This is a genomic window from Pseudonocardia sp. P-1 (genome assembly GCF_058111925.1).
The window spans coordinates 3,558,058-3,576,575 of sequence record NZ_CM176614.1; the positions used below are offsets into that span (position 1 = coordinate 3,558,058).

Consider the following 18,518-nt stretch of genomic DNA (forward strand, 5'->3'; position numbering starts at 1 on the left):
GTGCAGGTATACGACCAGCCGCGCGGGCTCCGACCCCGGCCGGTACAACCGACCCGGACGGGACCGGACAGATGATGCTCGGCTGGCTCGCCGCGCCCGGGCCGGTCCGGCACCGGACGACCGCGGCCCGGCGGCCGGCGGAGTGGATCGAGCGGGGCCGCGACGGCGGGGGACCGACCCGGCCACCGACCCGGACGTCGCCGCCGACCTCCTGTTCGACGGCTACCTCGGGGCCGTCCTGCGCTGGTGTGCGATCCCGGCCGACCGCCGCGGGCCGCTCACCCCCATGGTGGAGGCGCTGGTCGAGCAGGCCCTCGCGGGGCTCAGCCCGCGCTGAGGGCCACCGTCTCCCCGGTGCGCGAGTCGTGCAGCTCGACGGCGGTGATCCGCGCCCGCACCGGCTCGACCGGGTGCAGCCGCGCGAACGCCTCGGCGGGCCGCCCGGTCGCCAGCACCACGTGCGGCAGCCAGGAACCCGGCAGGTGCGCGGCGTGCGCGCCCCGCACCCGCCCGGCCAGCGCGTCGTGCACCGCCGTGTGCACGGCCAGCACCTCGGGGTCGGTGACGGCGGTCAGCGCCAGCGCGTCCGGCGCGTCCGGGCCGACCGAGCCGAGACCGGCCAGCCACAGCACCGGCAGCGCGACCAGGCGCAGCTGGGCGGTCAGCTCCCGCACGGCGGGCGGCGGGACCGTGCCCGCCGCGGCGACGGTGACGTGCGGCGTGCCGGCCGCGACCGGGATCCCGGCCGCGGCGAGCCGGTCGCGCAGCGCGGTGAGCGCGGCGGCGCCGTCGTCGTCGAGCCGGAAGCGGACGGTGCTGGGCATCGGTCCCCCGCTCAGACGGGGAGGGCGAAGCGGCCGTCGTCGGTCTGCTCGGCCAGGCCGTCGACCAGCAGCGAGTGCAGGCACCGGTCGCGCTGGCCCGCGTCGGACCAGACGGCGTCCAGCGCGGCCCGCTCGACCGGCCCGTGCGCGGTGCGCAGCACGTCCATGAGCTTGCCGCGTACCTGCCGGTCGGTGCCGGCGAAGCCCTGGACCGGCTTGCGCGGGCCGTCGTAGGCGGGCCTGCCGGCCGCCACCCAGGCGCAGCGGGCCGCGACCGGGCAGTCCGCGCAGCGCGGCGAGCGGGCGGTGCAGACGACCGCGCCCAGCTCCATCAGCCCGGCCGAGACGACGGCGGCCTCGGCGTCGTCGTCGGGCAGCAGTGCGTCCACGTCGGCCAGGTCGGCCCGGGTGCGGGCCGGTCCGGCGTCGCCCTGACCGTGCACCGCGCGGGCCACGACCCGGCGGACGTTGGTGTCGACGACGGCGGCGCGCAGCCCGAAGCCGAACGCCGCCACCGCCCGCGCCGTGTAGGAGCCGACACCGGGCAGGGCCTCGAGTGCCTCGACGTCGGAGGGGACGGCGTCGCCGTGCTGGGTGGCGATCGCCGCGGCCGCGTCGTGCAGCCGGATGGCGCGGCGCGGGTAGCCGAGCTTGCCCCAGGCCCGCAGCACGTCCGCGCGCGGCGCGGCGGCCAGCGACGACGGCGCCGGCCAGCGCTCCATCCAGTCCCGCCAGACCGGTTCGACCCGGGCGACCGGGGTCTGCTGGAGCATGAACTCGCTGACCAGCACTCCCCACGGCGTGGTCTCCGGGCGCCGCCACGGCAGGTCGCGGGCGTGCGCCCGGAACCACGGGAAGATCAGGTCGGCCACCACCGTCCCAGTGTCCCGCGCCCCGGCCGGGCCCCCGGCGACGGCCCCGCCGTGATCACGGACCGGGCACCGTCGGCGTCGCCCGCGGCCGTCCCGGGCGTCGGCGCGGGGATCACGGTCCCTACCGCGCCCGCCACCGGGGCGCGCGCCACGACCGGGGTGGTTCCCGGCCGCGGGTGACCGGGCGGGCCCTGTCGCCGGACGATGTCGGTCACCGTGGGTCGGTGCGCCACTCGCCCGGGGGTCGGGCGATCCGGGTCGTCGACCCCGTCCGGGACGGCCCGGGGGCGCCCGGGCGGCCGTTCCGCCACTGCACTCACCCGGTCGGGACGCGCGGGTCGCCCCGCCGGGTGGACCTCGCCGGACATGTCCGGTCCCGGCGCGGCGGCGGCGACTTCGTGTAACCGGAGATCTACCGTCGGTGACATGCACCCGGTGGGTCCCCTGCCGGCGTCGGTCTACTGGCGCCGGCGCGCGTGCGCGGTCGGCGTCGCGCTGCTCGCGCTCTTCGCGCTGCTGTGGCTCACCACCTGGCTGCTGATCCCGCGGGGCTCCGACGAGCCCGCCGGGACGGCCGCACGGACGACCCCCCAGTCGTCGCAGACCACACCGGACACGGGGACGGCCGCACCCGCGCCGCCCCCGGGGTCCCCGTCCCCGGCATCCCCAGCCCCGGGGACGGGGGCACCCACGTCCGTGCCGCTCCCCGACCCCGCCGCGCCCGGACCCCCGCCGGCCGCCGCGGCGGGGACGTCCGCCGGGCCCGCGACCCCGAACGCGGGCCCGGCGGACGAGACGGTCCGCCCCGACGACACACCACGCCCGTCCGTGCAGGTGCCGCAGTCCGCACCCTCCCCGCCGACCGGTCCGGTGCCCTGCACCGACGCGATGATCGAGGTGCGTGCCGAGACCGGGCAGCCGACCTACCCCTCCGGCGCGCGGCCCGAGCTGCGGCTGGTCGTCACCAACGTCTCCGGCCAGCCCTGCGTGCGCGACCTCGACGGCGCCCAGCAGGAGATCGCCGTCTGGAGCGGCGACGGGGCGACCAAGCTCTGGTCGTCCAACGACTGCTCCAACCCGTCGTCGGACGACCTGCGCACCCTGGTGCCCGGCCAGCCGGTGGCCTTCGCCGTGACCTGGACCGGGCTCGCCTCCGAGCCCGGCTGTGCGGGCGAGCGCACCCGGGTGGGCCCGGGCGGCTACCGGGTGCTGGCCCGGCTCGACCGGGTCGTGAGCGAGCCCGCCCCGCTGCTCATGAGCTGAGGCTCAGCGGATGCGGGCCATGATCTCGCGCAGCGACGACGCCTCGGTGATCTGCATCCCGGTCCGCCCGACCTCGGCCCCGGTGGGGACGATCGCCCGGGTGAAGCCCAGCCGTGCGGCCTCCGCGAGGCGCCGGTCCACCCCGTGCACCCGGCGCAGCTCGCCGGCCAGCCCGAGCTCGCCCAGCACGACGAGGTCCGCGGGCAGCGCCGCGTCCCGCTTCGCCGAGACGACCGCCAGCGCGATCGCGAGGTCGGCCGCCGGCTCGGTGATCCGCATCCCGCCGACGGTGGCGGTGTAGACCTCGGCGTCGTGCAGCTTGAGCCCGCCCCGCCGTTCGACGACGGCGAGCAGCATCGGCACCCGCGACGAGTCCAGCCCGGTCACCGCCCGGCGCGGGCTCGGGATGTTCGCCCCCGCGACGAGCGCCTGCACCTCGGCCAGCAGCGGCCGTCGCCCGTCCATCACGACGGTCACCGCGGTCCCCGGCTGCACCGCGTCGGCGCCCTGGCCGAACCGGCCGAGGAACAGCCCCGAGGGGTCGGCGAGACCGACGATGCCGGAGTCGCGCAGCTCGAAGCAGCCGACCTCGTCGGCCGGACCGAACCGGTTCTTCACCCCGCGGACCATCCGCAGCGCCGAGTGCTTGTCGCCTTCGAAGTGCAGCACCACGTCGACCAGGTGCTCCAGCACCCGCGGACCTGCGATGCCGCCGTCCTTGGTGACGTGGCCGACGAGCAGCACGGCCAGGCCGCGTTCCTTCGCCAGCGCGGTCAGTCCCACGGTGACGGCACGGGTCTGGGTCACCCCGCCGGGGCTGCCGTCGACCGAGGCGGTGGACATGGTCTGGATGGAGTCCACCACCAGCAGCGACGGCCGCAGCGCGTCGACGTGGCCGAGCACCGACTCGAGGTCGGACTCGGCGGCGAGGTAGAGCTCGTCGTGGACACCGCCGGTGCGCTCGGCGCGCAAGCGGACCTGGCCCGCGGACTCCTCACCGGAGACGTAGAGGACCCGGGACCGGGCGGCGGCCTGTGCGGCGACCTCCAGGAGCAGCGTGGACTTCCCGACGCCCGGCTCACCGGCCAGCAGCACCACCGCGCCCGGGACGAGCCCGCCACCGAGGACCCGGTCCAGCTCGTCGACCCCGGTCGGCCGGGCCCGGGCGGAGTCCAGCTCCACCTCGGCGATCCGCCGGGCCGGGGTGCTGGGCGCCCCCGCGACGACGGTCCGGCCGCCCCCGCCGGTGCGCACCGGCTCGACCTGCTCGAGCGACCCCCAGGCCTGGCAGCCCGGACAGCGCCCCACCCACTGCGCCGTGCGGTGGTCGCACTCCGTGCAGCGGTAGCCGCCCGAGCGGGCGGCGCGGGACCGGGGGGTCAGTTGCCGGCGGCGCCGCCGGCGCCGCTGCCCTCGTTGCCGGGCGCGACGGGGGCGCCCTCACCGGCCGGGACCGGGTTCGGCCGGTCCACCGGCGGGGCCTCGGCCTGGCCACCGGTCTCGGAGTTGACGCCGGTCTCGGCGCCGTTGGCGCCCTCCTCGCCGTCGGCGAACGACGCGCGCTCCGGGGCGTGCCCGGGGGAACCCTCGACGGTCGGCACGCCGGTCGGGACGGTGAGGGTCACCGAGCCGGCCTTCTCGAACACGAACGTCATCGGGAGCTGCGCGCCGGAGGGGACCGGACGGGTCAGACCCTCGGCGACGAGCTGCACGCGCTTGGCGTTGGTGGGGGCCAGCTGCAGGTTGCCCGGCGAGACCAGCGCGACGTCCTGCGGCATGGTCGCGTCGCCCTGGATCTGCACCGACGCGGCGGCCGGCGAGGTGACCGAGACCAGGCGGTCGGCGACCGAGCCGGTGTTGACCAGGGTGGCGACGAGCGGTGCGGCGCCGCCCTGGCGGTAGAGCGCGTCCGGGCCCGCGGGCGTGGTCGGGTAGGCGACCTGGACGTCACGCAGGTCGACCGAGCCGACCGTGGCGTTGGCGCCGTTGACGGCGGCGACCTGCTCTGCGGTCTGCGCGATCTGCCCGGCTCCACAGCCGCTGATCAGCAGGCCGGTCAGGGCGACGGCGCCGGCGACCCCGGCCAGGGTCCGGGCGGAACGGCGGGTGCGGCTCACGGTCGTCGTGTCCTTCCTTGCCGGTGCCCCGAAGTGCCCCCGGCGCACATGCTGGGTCTGTCGGGGGCAGCCTAGTCGCGCGCTCCGGCGCGTTGCGCGGTCGGGCACCCGGGTGTGACGACCGCGTCCCCGCCGGACGGCGGGGCGGCAGACCCGGTGGTCCGGGACGTGACGCGGCGGCGACCGGCACGTGGCCGGGCCGGTCCGGATGGGCGCCACGCCCGCGGGGAACACGTTCCTCCGCCGTTGTCAACCCCCTGACCTGCGACGACGGTGAAAGCCGGTCACCGTCCCGCCCGGGCGACGTGTTAATCTGGACCCAGCGAAAGGGGCCAGAGGACACATGGTTTTCAAGGTCGGAGAGACCGTCGTCTACCCGCACCACGGTGCCGCGCTCATCGAGGCGATCGAGACCCGGACGATCAAGGGCGAGGAAGTGCAGTACCTCGTCCTGAAGGTCCAGCAGGGCGATCTGACGGTGCGCATCCCCGCCGACAACGTCGAGGTGGTCGGTGTTCGTGACGTCGTGGGCCAGGAGGGACTGGATCGGGTCTTCGAGGTGTTGCGCGCGCCGCACACCGAGGAGCCCACGAACTGGTCGCGCCGGTACAAGGCGAACTGGGAGAAGCTCACGTCCGGTGACGTGAACAAGGTCGCCGAGGTCGTCCGCGACCTCTGGCGGCGGGAGAAGGACCGGGGCCTGTCCGCCGGTGAGAAGCGGATGCTGGCCAAGGCGAGGCAGATACTGGTCAGTGAGCTCGCGCTGGCCGAGGGCACCGACGAGGAGCGGGCCGAGGTCCTGCTCGACGAGGTGCTCGCCACCGCGAACGCCTGACCGGCGTGCACGGACCGTCCTCCGGGGCGGGTGTCGTCGCGGTGCTTCCCGCGGCCGGTTCCGGGGTGCGTCTGGGTGCAGGTGTGCCCAAGGCGTTCGTCGGACTGGCCGGGGTTCCCATGCTGGTACGCGCGGTCGACGGCCTTCTCGCGTCCGACGTCGTCGGACACGTGGTGGTCGTCGTCCCCGCGGACCAGGTGGACGCCGCCGCCGCCATGCTGCCCGGACGCCCGGCGACCGTCGTCGCCGGCGGTGCCGACCGCACCGCCTCCGTCGCGGCGGGTCTCGTTGCCACCGGGACGGACGCCGAGGTCGTGCTGGTGCACGACGCCGCGCGCCCGCTCACACCACCCGACGTCGTCCGCCGGGTGGTCGAGGCCGTGCGCGCAGGTGCGCCCGCCGTGATCCCGGTGCTCCCCGTGGCCGACACGATCAAGCGGGTCGACGGCGCCGGGACCGTCGTGTCCACCGTGGACCGTTCCGAGCTGCGTGCGGTGCAGACACCGCAGGGGTTCCGCGCGGCCGACCTGCGCCGCGCCCACGCGGGCACACCCGACCCCCGCACCGACGACGCCGGGCTGGTCGAGGCGCTCGGCGACCCGGTCACCACCGTCGCCGGGGACCCGCTCGCGTTCAAGGTCACCACCGCGTGGGACCTGCGCATCGCCGAACTGCTGCTCGCCGGGGCGGGCCGCGTCATCGAGCACGAGGAACACGCATGAGGGTCGGGATCGGTACCGACGTGCACCCGGTCGAGCCGGGCCGCGACTGCTGGGTCGCGGGTCTGCTGTGGCCCGGGACCGACGGCTGCGCCGGGCACTCCGACGGCGACGTCGCCGCACACGCCCTGTGCGACGCCCTGCTGTCCGCGGCGGGGCTGGGCGACCTGGGCGCGGTGTTCGGCACCGGCCGTCCGGAGTGGACGGGTGCGAGCGGGGCGACCCTGCTCGCCGAGGTCCGCCGCCTGCTCACTCGCGACGGCTGGACCGTCGGCAACGCCGCCGTCCAGGTGATCGGGAACGACCCGAAGATCGGGAAGCGCCGGGCCGAGGCCGAACGGGTGCTCTCGGAGGTGGTCGGCGGCCCGGTGTCGGTGTCCGGCACGACGACCGACGGGCTGGGGCTGACCGGGCGCGGCGAGGGCCGCGCCGCCGTCGCGACGGCGCTGCTGCTGCCCGCGGGCTAGAGACGCCCGGTCCGCTCCTGGACCTGCTCCGGGGTGAGGTCGTCGGCGTGGGCCGCCACCATCCAGGCGTGGCCGAACGGGTCGGCGAGCCGGCCGCCGCGCTGCCCGTAGTCGTGGTCGGTCACCGGGAACAGCACCCGGCCGCCGTGCTCCACCATCGCCGTGGCGACCGCGTCCGGGTCGTCGGCCTCCAGGGCCAGGATCACCCCGCCGGGCCCCGACGGCGGGGGGTCGACGTCGTCGCCGTCCTTGACGGCCCACTCCGCGCCGCCGGCCCGCAGCAGGGCGTGCACCACGGCGCCGGAGCCGTCGGTGTAGCGCTCCACGAGCTGCGCGCCGAACGCGGCGCGGTAGAAGTCGATCGCGGCGTCGGCGTCGTGCACGACCAGCCGCGGGTACATCCGCTGAACACCCATGGCCGACACCTTGCCCCGTCCGCACCGCCCGTGTAGTGGACGAATCGGAGGCCCGTACCCTGGTGACGTGAGCCTCAGACTTCTCGACTCAGCGACCAGGGAGCAGCGTGCGTTCACGCCGCTGCGGGCCGGAGCAGTGTCGATGTACGTCTGTGGGGCGACGGTGCAGGGTCTGCCGCACATCGGCCACGTCCGCTCGGGCCTGAACTACGACGTGCTGCGTCGCTGGCTGGCCCGGTCCGGGTACGACGTCACGCTGGTCCGCAACGTCACCGACATCGACGACAAGATCCTGCGCAAGGCCCAGGCCGCGGGCCGTCCGTGGTGGGAGTGGGCGGCCACGCACGAGCGGGCCTTCACCGCCGCGTACGACGCGCTGGGCTGCCTGCCGCCGTCGGTGGAGCCCCGGGCGACCGGGCACATCACGCAGATGGTCGAGCTGATCGAGCGGCTGATCGAGCGCGGTCACGCCTACGCCGCGGGCGGCGACGTGTACTTCGCCGTGCGCACGCTGCCCGACTACGGCGCGCTGTCCGGCCAGCGCGTCGACGACGTCCACCAGGGCGAGGGCGAGGGCGGCGCCAAGCGCGACGCACTGGACTTCACGCTGTGGAAGGCCGCCAAGCCCGGCGAGCCGAGCTGGCCCACCCCCTGGGGGAACGGCCGTCCCGGCTGGCACCTGGAGTGCTCGGCGATGGCGACCGCCTACCTCGGCCCGGAGTTCGACATCCACGGCGGCGGCCTGGACCTGGTGTTCCCGCACCACGAGAACGAGCGCGCCCAGAGCCACGCGGCCGGGGACGGGTTCGCCCGGTTCTGGCTGCACAACGCCTGGGTGACCATGGGCGGGGAGAAGATGTCGAAGTCGCTGGGGAACACCCTGGCGATCGAGAACCTGCTCGAGCGGGTCCGCCCGGCCGAGCTGCGCTACTACCTGGTCGGCCCGCACTACCGGTCGGCGATCGAGTACTCCGACGCCGCGCTGGACGAGGCCGTCGCCGCGTACCGGCGGATCGAGTCGTTCGTGCACCGGGTGCGCGAGCGGCACGGCCTGCCCGAGGTCGCGGCGGAGCTGCCCGGCGCGTTCACCGCCGCACTCGACGACGACCTGGGCACCCCGCTCGCGCTCGGCACCGTGCACACCCTGGTGCGCGAGGGCAACACCGCCCTCGACGCCGGGGACGTCACCGGCGCGCTGCGGGCCGCGTCCGCGGTCCGTGCGACGACCGAGGTGCTCGGCCTGGACCCGCTGGCAGCCGGCGGCGTGGCCGAGGAGTCGGGCGACGCCGCCCGGCAGGCGCTGGGCACCCTGGTGGAGACGATGCTCGAGCGCCGCCGGGCCGCGCGCGCCGAGCGCGACTTCGCCACCGCGGACCGGCTCCGCGATGAGCTGCTCGCCGCCGGGATCGCCGTCGAGGACGGCGCCGACGGCTCCACCTGGACTCTCAAAGACAACTAGGACTCGTAGAACTCATGGCAGGCAATTCCAAGCGCCGCGGTGCGATCCGTAAGGAAGGCACCAAGAAGGGCATGGTCGTCGGATCCGGCGGCCAGCCCCGGCGCGCACTGAAGGGCAAGGGCCCGACCCCGCCCGGCGAGATGCGACCCGGCCACCCGAAGGCGAGGGCGGCCGCGCGCCGCGCAGCCCAGGACCAGCAGCAGCGCCGACGCCCGGTCGCGGGCCGTCGCGGTGACGGGGAGACCCCGGAGACCGTGCTCGGCCGCAACCCGGTCGTCGAGTGCCTGCGGGCCGGCGTCCCGGCGACGGCGCTGCAGGTGGCCACCGGCATGTCCGCCGACGACCGCGTCACCGAGGCCGTCGCGCTGGCTGCGGAGCGGGGCATCTCCATCCTGGAGGTGCCGCGCAACGACCTCGACCGGATCAGCGGGGGAGCGCTGCACCAGGGCCTCGCCCTGCAGGTGCCGCCGTACGCCTACGCCCACCCCGACGAGGTGCTCGAGGCCGCGTCGCACTCCGGGCGCCCGGCACTGGCCGTCGCCCTGGACGGGGTGACCGACCCGCGCAACCTGGGTGCGGTCGTCCGGTCGGTGGGTGCGTTCGGCGGCCACGGCGTCGTCGTGCCGCAGCGGCGCGCCGCGGGCATGACCGCGGTGGCCTGGCGGACCTCGGCGGGCACCGCGGCCCGGGTCCCGGTCGCGCGCGCGACGAACCTGACCCGCACGCTGCAGGAGTACGCCTCCGCCGGGCTGATGGTCGCCGGTCTGGCCGCCGACGGCGACGTCTCCCTCGACGACTTCGACCTGGCCTCCGGGCCGCTGGTGATCGTCACCGGGTCGGAGGGCAAGGGCCTGTCCCGGCTGGTCCGCGAGACCTGCGACGTGACCGTCTCGATCCCCCTGGCCGGCCGCGTGGAGTCCCTGAACGCCTCGGTCGCCACCGGCGTCGTTCTGGCCGAGGTGGCCCGCCGCCGTCGCGTCGGCCGCTGAGCGGACCCCCCTCCCTGCACGAACGGGCCCCTCGTACGAACCTTTCGTACGAGGGGCCCGTTCGTGCGACCGGGGGGTCAGGCGCGGACCGGGCCCCGGCCGCGGAGGCGGCCCACCAGCCGGCACAGCAGGTAGGCGACGAACCCGATGGTCGCCACGTAGGCCGAGATCGGCAGCCCCGGCGCCAGCGACAGGATCGTCCCGCCGACCAGCGCGACCTCCGCGATGACGATCGCGAGGACGGTCGCCAGCAACGGGTTCGCGGTGACCCGGTTCGCCGCGGCGCCGGGCACGATCAGCACCGACAGCACCAGGATCGCCCCGACGATCGGCACGGCCAGTGCCGTCACCAGGCCGATCAGCACGCCGAACACCAGGGTCAGCGCGCGGACGGGCACGCCGCGCGCCAGCGCGACGTCGGGGTCGGTGCTGGCGAACAGCAGCGGCCGGTAGAGCAGCGCCAGGGTCGCGAGAACGACGACGGCGACGGCCCCCAGCACCCACAGGTTCTGCTGGTCGACCGACACGATGGAGCCGGTCAGCAGGCCGAACCGGTTGGAGGAGCGGCCGTCGTAGAGGGCCAGGAACAGCACGCCCAGGCCGAGCCCGAACGCCATCACCACGCCGATCGCGGAGTCCCGCTCGCGTTGGCGCAGGCCCAGCACACCGAAGATCACCGCGGCGACGACGGCGCCCACCACCGCCCCCACCCCGACGGCGACGCCGAGCAGCAGCCCGGCCGCGGCCCCGGTGAAGGCCAGCTCGGCGGTGCCGTGCACGGCGAAGGCCATCCCGCGGCTGACGATCAGCGGGGCGAGCAGCCCGGCGACCAGCCCGAGCACCGCGCAGGCGATGAGCGCGTTGCGGACGAACGGGTAGCCCAGCAGCGTGCCGGTGCCGGACAGGTCGAGGATCCGGGCCAGGAACTCGGTCACGCGCCACCCCCGACCGCGACGCCGTGCTCGGCGTGCTCGTCCCGGGTGACCGGGGAGTCCTCGGCCCCGACGACGACCAGCCGGTCGCGGACCCGCAGCACGTCGACGTCGGTGCGGTAGAGCCGCGACAGCGTCGCCGAGGTCATGACCTCGTCGGTGGTGCCGATCGAGAACCGGCCGTCGACGAGGTAGAGGACCCGGTCCACCAGCGGCAGCACCGGGTTGATCTCGTGGGTCACGAACAGCACCGCGGTGCCCGCGGCGCGGCGGCGCTCGTCGATCAGCCGGGTCACGATCCGCTGGTGGGACAGGTCCAGGCTGAGCAGGGGTTCGTCGCACAGCAGCACCGCCGGGTCCCCGACGAGTGCCTGCGCGACCCGCAGCCGCTGCTGCTCGCCGCCGGACAGCCGCCCCACGGGGGCGTCGGCGTACCCGGTGCCGCCGACCTGGGCGAGCGCGCGGTCGACGCGCTCGCGCCGCTCGCGTCGCCGGCCCAGGCCGAGACCGAAGCGGTGCCCGTCGAGCCCGAGGCCGACGAGGTCGCGCCCCCGCAGCGGCAGGTCCGGGTCGAGCGGCTGCTGCTGCGGGACGTAGCCGATCTCCGGGCTGCCGCGCCGCGGGGTGTGCCCGCCGACGGTCACGGTGCCGTCGGAGAGCGGGAGCAGCCCCAGCAGGACGCGCATCAGCGTCGTCTTGCCGGAGCCGTTCGGGCCGAGGACGGCGACGAACTCGCCGGGTGCGACGTCCAGGTCGAGGCCGGACCAGAGGGTCCGGTCCCCGAACCGGAGGCCCGCCCCGCGCAGCGACAACGCGGACTGTTGCGAGGAACCCATGTCAGCGGTTCAGCGCCGCGGAGAGCTCGTCCAGGTTGGCGTTCATCCACTGCACCCAGTCGGTGGTGCCCGCGGGCAGCGTCTCCGACATCTGGACCACCGGGACGCCTGCCTTCTGGGCGGCGTCGCGGACCTGGTCGGTGGTCGGCGAGGTCGTCTGGCTGTTGAGGACCAGCGCGTCGACCGGCGGCTGCGCGGTGAACAGCCCCAGCATCTGCGCGACGACGGCGGCCGGCGGGTCGGTGCCCTCCTCGACGGCCGAGGAGAACTCCTGCGGGGTCGCGTTCGCGATCCCGGCGGCCTGCAGCAGGTAGGCGGGCACCGGCTCGGTGACGGCGACCCGGGCCCCCGGGTGCGCGCGGCCGATCTCGGTGGCCTTCGACGTCAGCTGGGCGACGCCGCCCTCGAGGGTCTGGGCGTTGGTGCGGAAGTACTCCGCGGCGCTCGGGTCGATGCGGCCGAGCTGGTCGGCGAGCTGCTCGGCGACGCGGCCGACCGCGGCCGGGTCGTACCAGACGTGCTCGTTGAACGAGCCGTGCTCGTGCTCGTGGTCCGCCTCGCCCGCGGGCTCGGGGGTGGCCCCGGCGGCGTGGTCGTGGCCGTGGTCGTCGGCGGCGGCCTCCTGGGCCCCCTCGATGCCGGAGACCTCGACGGCGTCCACCAGCGGTGCCGTGTTGCCGGACGCGGCGACGAGGTCGGTCATGAACGCGTCGTAGCCGCCGCCGTTCATGACCAGCAGCTGGGCCTCGCCGACGGTCGCCGCGTTCTGCGGGGTCGGCTCGTAGCCGTGCGGGTCGACGTCGGGGGAGCTGATGACCGACTCGACCCTGGCGTAGTTGCCGCCCACGGCGCGGGCGACTGCGCCCCAGGCGTCGGTGGAGGCGACGATCTTCACCTGCGGGGTGTCGGCGCTGGTGGGGGCGTCGACCTGGCCGGAGCCGCAGGCGGTCAGACCCAGGGCGAGTGCGGCCAGCCCGGCCACGAGCGCGGCCGGGCGGAGCGGGGATCGGGACACGGACGGAACTCCCATCAACATATCGGCATAGATTTATTGGAAATCGTTCTCAGATTCACTCTACCGCTGTACGGGGAGCCCGGAACGCGCGCGGCGTGTGATCCCGTCGTGGCCGGTCGGGGCGGACTTTCACGTGCGTGACCGCGCCGCTACCGTTCGGGGAATGACCGGCCCCCAGCACCCGCGGCGCCCGGCGACGCTCGCGTCGCTGGCCGCCGAGCTCGGGGTCTCCCGGACGACCGTGTCGAACGCCTACAACCGCCCCGACCAGCTGTCCGCGCCGCTGCGCGAGCGCGTCCTGGAGGCGGCCCGGCGGCTCGGCTACCCGGGCCCGGACCCGGTCGCCCGCTCGCTGCGCACCCGGCGTGCCGGAGCGGTGGGCCTGCTGCTGACCGAGGCGCTCAGCTACGCCTTCCGCGACCCGGGCGCCACCGGCTTCCTGGAGGGGCTCGCGCTGGCCTGCGAGAAGGCGGGCACCGGTCTGCTGCTGATCCCGGTCAGCCCCGAGCACTCCGACGTCGACTCCGTCTACCAGGCCGGGGTCGACGGCTTCGTCGTCTACTCGGTCAGCGAGGACGACCCGCACTTCCGGGCCGTCCTGCAGCGCCCGGTGCCGACGGTCGTCTGCGACCAGCCCACCGGGATCACCGGGGTGGACCGCGTCGGCGTCGACGACCGCGCCGGGACCCTCGCGCTCGGGCGGCACCTCGTCGAGCTCGGCCACCGCCGCGTCGGTGTGCTCTGCATGCGCCTGTCCTCGCACCGGCACGACGGCAGGGCCGACGTCGCCCGGCAGGAGGGCAGCTCCTACGCCGTGCAGCGCGAGCGCCTCGCCGGGCTGCGCGCGGCGCTCGCCGAGGCCGGTGTCGACTGGGCCGACGTCCCGGTCATCGAGCGGTTCGAGCACTCCCTCGACGCCGGCGCGGACGGCGCCGCCACCCTGCTGGACTCCCACCCCGGGATCACCGCGCTGGTGTGCACCTCCGACATCCTCGCCCTCGGCGCGCTGCGCGAGGCCCGCGACCGCGGCCTAAGGGTGCCCGAGGACCTCTCGGTCGCCGGGTTCGACGGCGTGCCCGAGGCCGAGCGCGTCGGCCTGACCACGGTCCGCCAGCCGTTCCGGGAGAAGGGCCTCGAGGCCGGACGGCTGCTGCTCGAACGCGGCGACCGCCACGTCCCCGAGCACGTCACGCTCCCGACCGAGCTGATCGTCGGTACGACCACCCGCGGGCTGCGCCAGTCCGGGGAGTTCTTCTCCGGATGGTGAGCCTGACGGGGCTGCGCCGCTACCCGGTCAAGTCCTGCCGGGGCGCGGACGTCGCCCGCGCCGTCGTCGAACGGGCCGGTCTCGCCGGGGACCGGCGCTGGATGCTGGTCCGCGACGACGGCGCCGTGGTCACCGCGCGCACCCACCCGCGGCTCGTGCTCGTCGCGCCCACCCCCGCCGCCGACGGGCTCCGCCTGACCGGACCGGGGCTGCCGCCGCTCACCGTCCCCGTGTCCGACGGCGAGCCGGTGCCGGCCCGCGTGCACCGCTGGGACACCGCGGGCGTCCCGGCCGGCCCGGCGGCCGACGCCTGGTTCTCCGAGCTGCTCGGCGACCCGGTGCGGCTGATCCACCTCGACGACCCGGCCCGGCGCCGTCCCGACCCCGACTTCTCCCTCGACGACGACCGCGTCTCCTATGCCGACGGCTATCCGCTGCTGCTCGCCTCCACCGCCTCGCTGCACGCGCTGGACGCTCTGGTCGCCGACGGCCCGAACGCGGCCGAGGCGCCGCTGCCGATGACCCGGTTCCGGCCGAACGCCGTCGTCGACGGCGCACCGGCCTGGGCCGAGGACGGCTGGCGGCGCATCCGGATCGGCGCCGCGGAGTTCCGGGTGGCCAAGGGCTGCGCCCGCTGCGTGCTCACCACCGTCGACCCGGACACGGCCGTCAAGGGCCGCGAGCCGATGGCGACCCTGGCCCGGCACCGGCGGTTCGACGGCAAGGTGTGGTTCGGGGTCAACCTGATCCCGGACGACCCGGGCGCCGAGATCGCCGTCGGCGACGAGGTCGAGGTGCTCGACGCCGTCGACCCGGCCTGCGGCCCGCCGCGCTGACCCGGACCGGCCACGGTTCCTCCCGCCCCGTCGGTATCGTCGGGTTCGGGTCGCCCGTCCGGGTGGCCGGACCGGGGCGAGGGGGAGGTTGCGCTGAACGACGAGCGCGACCCACGTCGCCGTCCGCCACCACCGCCCCCGGGCCCCGCCGGGCGGCGCCCACCGATGCCGCCTCCCGCGTCGCGTCCCGGGGCCGGGCCGCCACGTGTCGTGCCGCCCCGCCTCCCGGACGTCCGTCGGCGGGCGGGCGGCCGGCCCGCGCCGTGCCACCCCGCCGGCCCCGCGGCCCTCCGCGCCGCCCGACCGCCCCGACCGCCCCGACGGCCTGCGTCGAGCCCCGCGCCCCGCACCGTCCGACTCCCCGGACGCCCGGCGCCCGATCCCGCGCCCCGTGGCGTCCGACCGCCCGGACGTGCTCCACCCGGCCCAGCGGCCACTGCCCACGCGTCGCGGCGCCCGCCGGACCGGCCCGCCCCCACGCCGAGGTGCGGGCGCGGTACCCCGCCCGGAGTCCGGGCCCGCCCCGCGCCGCCCGATCGGGCCGCAGCTCGCGGCGCTGCGGGACCGGCTGCGCCGGCTGCGGCCGCAGCGGCCCCCGGGGACTCCGCCGCCGTCGACCCGGGCCCGGCTGCGCAGGCTGCTGCGCTGGGCCCTGGTCGCCCAGGCCGTCCCGCTGGTCCTGGTGCTGCTGTTCACCCTGGTCAACCCGCCGTACACGATGTTCCGGCTGTGGAACTTCGGGCCGACCGTGGCGCAGTGGACCGACGCCGAGCACGTGTCGCGCAACTTCCTGATCGTGGTGATGGGGCAGGAGGACCAGCAGTTCCCGGAGCGCACCCTCGCCGTCGACTACGGGATGCAGTGGGCGCGCGTGCAGGCGTACATGGACGGCACCGACGACCCGTCCGGGTCGACCATCACCCAGCAGACGTCGAAGAACCTGTTCCTGTGGGCCGGGCGCTACCCGCCGCTGGAACCGGTGCGCAAGGCTCTGGAGATCCCGCCGGCGGAGACGATGGAGCTCGTCATGTCCAAGCGCCGGATCCTGGAGATCTACGTCAACGTCGCGCAGTTCGCGCCGCGCGTCTACGGCGTCTGCGCCGCCTCCTGGTACTACTTCGGCAAGTCCAGCCGCTCACTCAGCGTGGACGAGTCCGCCCAGCTCATCGGACTGCTGCCGTCCCCGCTGCACGTCGAACGCGCCCCCGGCGGCGGCATGCGCTTCCTCGGCGACGCCAACGGCAACGGCGTCGCCGACCCCGGCGAACGCGGCTGGATCAGCGCGAAGGGCTACTGGCACGCCCGCGAGCGCGCCCCGCGCTGGTACACCCAGATGGGCGGGCTCGCCGCCACCGAGGGCCTCGGGATCCCCGGCAACGCCTCCGACCTGCCCGCCGCCGACGACCCGTGCCGCGAGCCCCCGGCCGCGCTGGCCGACCTCGACTGAGCTGCCGCGACCCGGTCAGGACCCGGTCAGGACCCGCAGCGCAGCGCGGCCAGCCGCTCCAGGACCCCGGCCATCTCCTGCGGGTCGGCGACCCGGAAGCGGGCCGCGGTGGCGCCGTCGCCCACCTTGATCCCGACGTCGCCGTCGCCCAGCACCCGGAACGCGGTCTCGTCGGTGACGTCGTCCCCGGCGAACAGCACCGCGTCCGCGTGCAGTGCCGACCGCAGCGCCTCCACCGCGGAGCCCTTGGTGGTCTCGACGACGGCCAGGTCCAGCACGTCCTTGCCCGCGACGGCGTCGACGCCGTCACCGGCCCACTCGGCGTGGACCCGCTCCAGCAGCGCCGCCCCGGCGACCGGGTCCATGCCGCGCACGTGCACCGCTCCGCCCGCGGGCTTGGTCTCCAGCCGCGCCCCGGGGGCCCCGTCGACCAGGGTGCGCAGACCGTCGAGCAGCGCGGTCCGCCGGCGCTCCTGCGCAGGCGTCAGCAGGCCGCCGCGCCCGAGCAGGGCGGCGAGCCCGTCGTCGTACTCGGCGCCGTGGCTGCCCACCAGCCCGACCGGCGGGACGAACCCGGAGACGGTCGCGAGGTCGTCGCGCCCCCGGCCGGACAGCATCACGACGGTCGTCGCGTCGTGCGCCGCGAGGCGCCGGACGGCGTCGGCCGAGGCGGGCAGCGGCCGCGACGCCGACGGGTCGTCGACCAGCGGGGCCAGTACGCCGTCGAAGTCGAGGGCGACGAGCAGCCGCCCCACGCCGGCGAGCTGCTCCACGGCCGCGTCGGGGCTCACTGCTCGACCCGGATGCCGAGCGCCTCCAGGAACCCGGTGGCCCAGCGGTCGACGTCGTGGTCGAGGACCTGGCGACGCAGCGTGCGCATCCGCTTGCGCCCCTCCTCGGCGTTCATGGTCAGCGCCGCGTAGAGCGCCTCCTTGACGCCGTCGGTGTCGTGCGGGTTGACCAGCAGGGCGCTGGTCAGCTCGATCGCGGCACCGGCGAACTCGGACAGCACGAGACAGCCGCCGTCGTCGGGGCGGCAGGCGACGTACTCCTTGGCGACGAGGTTCATGCCGTCCCGCAGCGGGGTCACGAGCATGACGTCGGCGGCGAGGAAGAACGCGGCGAGCTCCTCGCGCGGCAGCGACCGGTGCAGGTAGTGCACCGCCGGGTGCCCGACGCGGGCGAACTCGCCGTTGATCCGCCCGACGGCCTGCTCGATGTCGGCGCGCATCTGCTGGTAGTGCTCGACCCGCTCCCGCGACGGCGTCGCCAGCTGGATCATCACCGCGTCGTCGACGGACACCCGCTCCTCCTCGAGGAGCTCGTGGAAGGCGCGCAGCCGGACGTCGATGCCCTTGGTGTAGTCGAGCCGGTCGACACCCAGCACGATCTTCTCCGGGCTGCCGAGCTCCGTCCGGATCTCGGCGGCACGCTTCTCGACCTCGGGGGTCCGGGCCAGCTCGTCGAGCCGGTGCGAGTCGATCGAGATCGGGAACGCGCCGAGCCGGATCCGCCGTCCGCCGTGGTGGAGCACCTCCGGGTCGCGGTCGGTGGAGGCTCCGGCGAGCTCCTGGGCGAGCCAGTGGAAGTTGCGGACGCCGCCGTCGGTGTGGAAACCGACGAGGTCCGCGCCGAGCAGGCCCTCCATGATCCGGGTCCGCCACGGGAGCTGGCGGAACAGCTCGACCGGCGGGAACGGGATGTGCAGGAAGAAACCGATCCGCAGGTCCGGGCGCAGCTCACGCAGCTTCCCCGGGACGAGCTGGAGCTGGTAGTCCTGCACCCAGACCGTCGCGCCCTGGGCGGCGACCTTCGCGACCTCCTCGGCGAAGCGCTGGTTCACCGCGGTGTAGGCGCGCCACCAGTGCCGGTGGAACTGCGGCGGCGCGACGACGTCGTGGTAGAGCGGCCAGAGCGTGCCGTTGGAGAAGCCCTCGTAGTAGTCGGTGACCTCCTGCGCGGTCAGCGTCACCGGGAACAGCGACAGGCCGTCCTCGGCGAAGGGCTCGACCTCGGCGTCGGGGACGCCGGGCCAGCCGACCCAGGCACCCTCCCTGGCCCGCAGGGTCGGCTCCAGCGCCGTGACCAGGCCGCCCGGGCTGCGACGCCAGGTGGTGCTGCCGTCCGGATGCCGCTCCAGGTCCACGGGGAGCCTGTTGGCCACCACCACCAGATCCGCTGCGGTCACCGGTTCCCCTGTGGACACATGCCCTCCTCGACGCTC

At 75.7% G+C, this 18,518-nt stretch carries 20 protein-coding genes; 10 read left to right on the forward strand and 10 right to left on the reverse strand.

All coding sequences use genetic code 11. The features are described from left to right. Positions 1-142: 142 nt before the first annotated feature. Positions 143-337: a hypothetical protein gene (locus AC0GKK_RS17520; RefSeq protein ID WP_405421218.1), complete on the forward strand. Its 195-nt coding sequence runs from the start codon at positions 143-145 to the stop codon at positions 335-337. Here AC0GKK_RS17520 and AC0GKK_RS17525 read toward each other — a convergent pair. Beyond that, entirely contained in the window at positions 324-824 is a 501-nt protein-coding gene (locus AC0GKK_RS17525) for a 2'-5' RNA ligase family protein (RefSeq protein WP_251783608.1), read from the reverse strand. The two genes, AC0GKK_RS17520 and AC0GKK_RS17525, sit on opposite strands and share 14 nt — an antisense overlap. Before the next feature lie 11 nt (positions 825-835). Next, positions 836-1,699 carry an HhH-GPD family protein gene (locus AC0GKK_RS17530; protein ID WP_489882121.1) on the reverse strand — a complete coding sequence of 288 codons (864 nt, stop codon included), beginning with the start codon at positions 1,697-1,699 and terminating at the stop codon, positions 836-838. A 423-nt stretch (positions 1,700-2,122) separates the two neighbouring features. On the opposite strand from AC0GKK_RS17530, the gene AC0GKK_RS17535 reads away from it, so the two are divergent. After that, on the forward strand, positions 2,123-2,959 hold the full coding sequence (locus tag AC0GKK_RS17535) for a hypothetical protein (protein WP_476652989.1): 837 nt from the start codon (positions 2,123-2,125) through the stop codon (positions 2,957-2,959). Positions 2,960-2,962: 3 nt separating this feature from the next. On the opposite strand, the gene radA is transcribed toward AC0GKK_RS17535, so the two are convergent. Further along, positions 2,963-4,342, reverse strand: a complete 1,380-nt coding sequence (gene radA, locus AC0GKK_RS17540) for a DNA repair protein RadA (protein ID WP_075309695.1) — start codon at positions 4,340-4,342, stop codon at positions 2,963-2,965. After that, positions 4,339-5,076, reverse strand: a complete 738-nt coding sequence (locus AC0GKK_RS17545) for a copper chaperone PCu(A)C (protein WP_405421222.1) — start codon at positions 5,074-5,076, stop codon at positions 4,339-4,341. The genes radA and AC0GKK_RS17545 overlap by 4 nt, the downstream gene beginning before the upstream one ends. A gap of 343 nt (positions 5,077-5,419) precedes the next feature. Between AC0GKK_RS17545 and AC0GKK_RS17550 the strand changes: the two genes are divergently transcribed. From AC0GKK_RS17550 to ispF, 3 genes are read left to right on the forward strand one after another with little or no spacing between them, the layout of a single operon-like run. Then, positions 5,420-5,911, forward strand: a complete 492-nt coding sequence (locus AC0GKK_RS17550) for a CarD family transcriptional regulator (RefSeq protein WP_020625956.1) — start codon at positions 5,420-5,422, stop codon at positions 5,909-5,911. 5 nt (positions 5,912-5,916) lie between these two features. After that, entirely contained in the window at positions 5,917-6,633 is a 717-nt protein-coding gene (gene ispD, locus AC0GKK_RS17555) for a 2-C-methyl-D-erythritol 4-phosphate cytidylyltransferase (RefSeq protein ID WP_405421224.1), read from the forward strand. Then, complete coding sequence (ispF, locus tag AC0GKK_RS17560) at positions 6,630-7,097, forward strand: 2-C-methyl-D-erythritol 2,4-cyclodiphosphate synthase (protein WP_405421226.1); 468 nt, start codon at positions 6,630-6,632, stop codon at positions 7,095-7,097. The genes ispD and ispF overlap by 4 nt, the downstream gene beginning before the upstream one ends. Here ispF and AC0GKK_RS17565 read toward each other — a convergent pair. Continuing rightward, entirely contained in the window at positions 7,094-7,513 is a 420-nt protein-coding gene (locus tag AC0GKK_RS17565; RefSeq protein ID WP_489882122.1) for a VOC family protein, read from the reverse strand. The two genes, ispF and AC0GKK_RS17565, sit on opposite strands and share 4 nt — an antisense overlap. 67 nt (positions 7,514-7,580) lie before the next feature. On the opposite strand from AC0GKK_RS17565, the gene cysS reads away from it, so the two are divergent. Beyond that, the gene (cysS, locus tag AC0GKK_RS17570) at positions 7,581-8,972 is read left to right on the forward strand and encodes a cysteine--tRNA ligase (RefSeq protein WP_100878902.1); all 1,392 of its coding nucleotides are present in this window, start codon (positions 7,581-7,583) and stop codon (positions 8,970-8,972) included. A gap of 14 nt (positions 8,973-8,986) precedes the next feature. Then, positions 8,987-9,961: a 23S rRNA (guanosine(2251)-2'-O)-methyltransferase RlmB gene (gene rlmB, locus AC0GKK_RS17575; protein ID WP_062398410.1), complete on the forward strand. Its 975-nt coding sequence runs from the start codon at positions 8,987-8,989 to the stop codon at positions 9,959-9,961. A gap of 77 nt (positions 9,962-10,038) precedes the next feature. Here the strand turns inward: rlmB and AC0GKK_RS17580 are convergent, their stop codons facing one another. Genes AC0GKK_RS17580 through AC0GKK_RS17590 form a run of 3 tightly spaced genes read right to left on the reverse strand, consistent with a single transcriptional unit; the run spans position 10,039 to position 12,744 of the window. Then, positions 10,039-10,884 carry a metal ABC transporter permease gene (locus AC0GKK_RS17580; RefSeq protein WP_405421664.1) on the reverse strand — a complete coding sequence of 282 codons (846 nt, stop codon included), beginning with the start codon at positions 10,882-10,884 and terminating at the stop codon, positions 10,039-10,041. 8 nt (positions 10,885-10,892) lie between these two features. Beyond that, positions 10,893-11,729, reverse strand: a complete 837-nt coding sequence (locus AC0GKK_RS17585; protein ID WP_489882123.1) for a metal ABC transporter ATP-binding protein — start codon at positions 11,727-11,729, stop codon at positions 10,893-10,895. A 1-nt stretch (position 11,730) separates the two neighbouring features. Continuing rightward, positions 11,731-12,744 carry a metal ABC transporter solute-binding protein, Zn/Mn family gene (locus AC0GKK_RS17590; RefSeq protein WP_489882124.1) on the reverse strand — a complete coding sequence of 338 codons (1,014 nt, stop codon included), beginning with the start codon at positions 12,742-12,744 and terminating at the stop codon, positions 11,731-11,733. Between the two features lie 163 nt (positions 12,745-12,907). Between AC0GKK_RS17590 and AC0GKK_RS17595 the strand changes: the two genes are divergently transcribed. The 3 genes from AC0GKK_RS17595 to AC0GKK_RS17605 all read left to right on the forward strand — a co-directional run bounded on the left by AC0GKK_RS17595 (position 12,908) and on the right by AC0GKK_RS17605 (position 16,294). Continuing rightward, positions 12,908-14,011, forward strand: coding sequence for a LacI family DNA-binding transcriptional regulator (locus AC0GKK_RS17595; RefSeq protein WP_208826660.1), 1,104 nt, complete (start codon positions 12,908-12,910; stop codon positions 14,009-14,011). Further along, the gene (locus AC0GKK_RS17600) at positions 14,005-14,847 is read left to right on the forward strand and encodes an MOSC domain-containing protein (protein WP_489882125.1); all 843 of its coding nucleotides are present in this window, start codon (positions 14,005-14,007) and stop codon (positions 14,845-14,847) included. The genes AC0GKK_RS17595 and AC0GKK_RS17600 overlap by 7 nt, the downstream gene beginning before the upstream one ends. A gap of 391 nt (positions 14,848-15,238) precedes the next feature. Next, a complete protein-coding gene (locus tag AC0GKK_RS17605; RefSeq protein ID WP_224401249.1) occupies positions 15,239-16,294 on the forward strand; it encodes a transglycosylase domain-containing protein in 1,056 nt (351 codons plus the stop codon). A 26-nt stretch (positions 16,295-16,320) separates the two neighbouring features. On the opposite strand, the gene otsB is transcribed toward AC0GKK_RS17605, so the two are convergent. After that, the gene (gene otsB, locus AC0GKK_RS17610; RefSeq protein ID WP_489882126.1) at positions 16,321-17,085 is read right to left on the reverse strand and encodes a trehalose-phosphatase; all 765 of its coding nucleotides are present in this window, start codon (positions 17,083-17,085) and stop codon (positions 16,321-16,323) included. Continuing rightward, the gene (locus tag AC0GKK_RS17615; RefSeq protein WP_226354122.1) at positions 17,082-18,500 is read right to left on the reverse strand and encodes an alpha,alpha-trehalose-phosphate synthase (UDP-forming); all 1,419 of its coding nucleotides are present in this window, start codon (positions 18,498-18,500) and stop codon (positions 17,082-17,084) included. The genes otsB and AC0GKK_RS17615 overlap by 4 nt, the downstream gene beginning before the upstream one ends. Between the last annotated feature and the right edge of the window lie 18 nt (positions 18,501-18,518).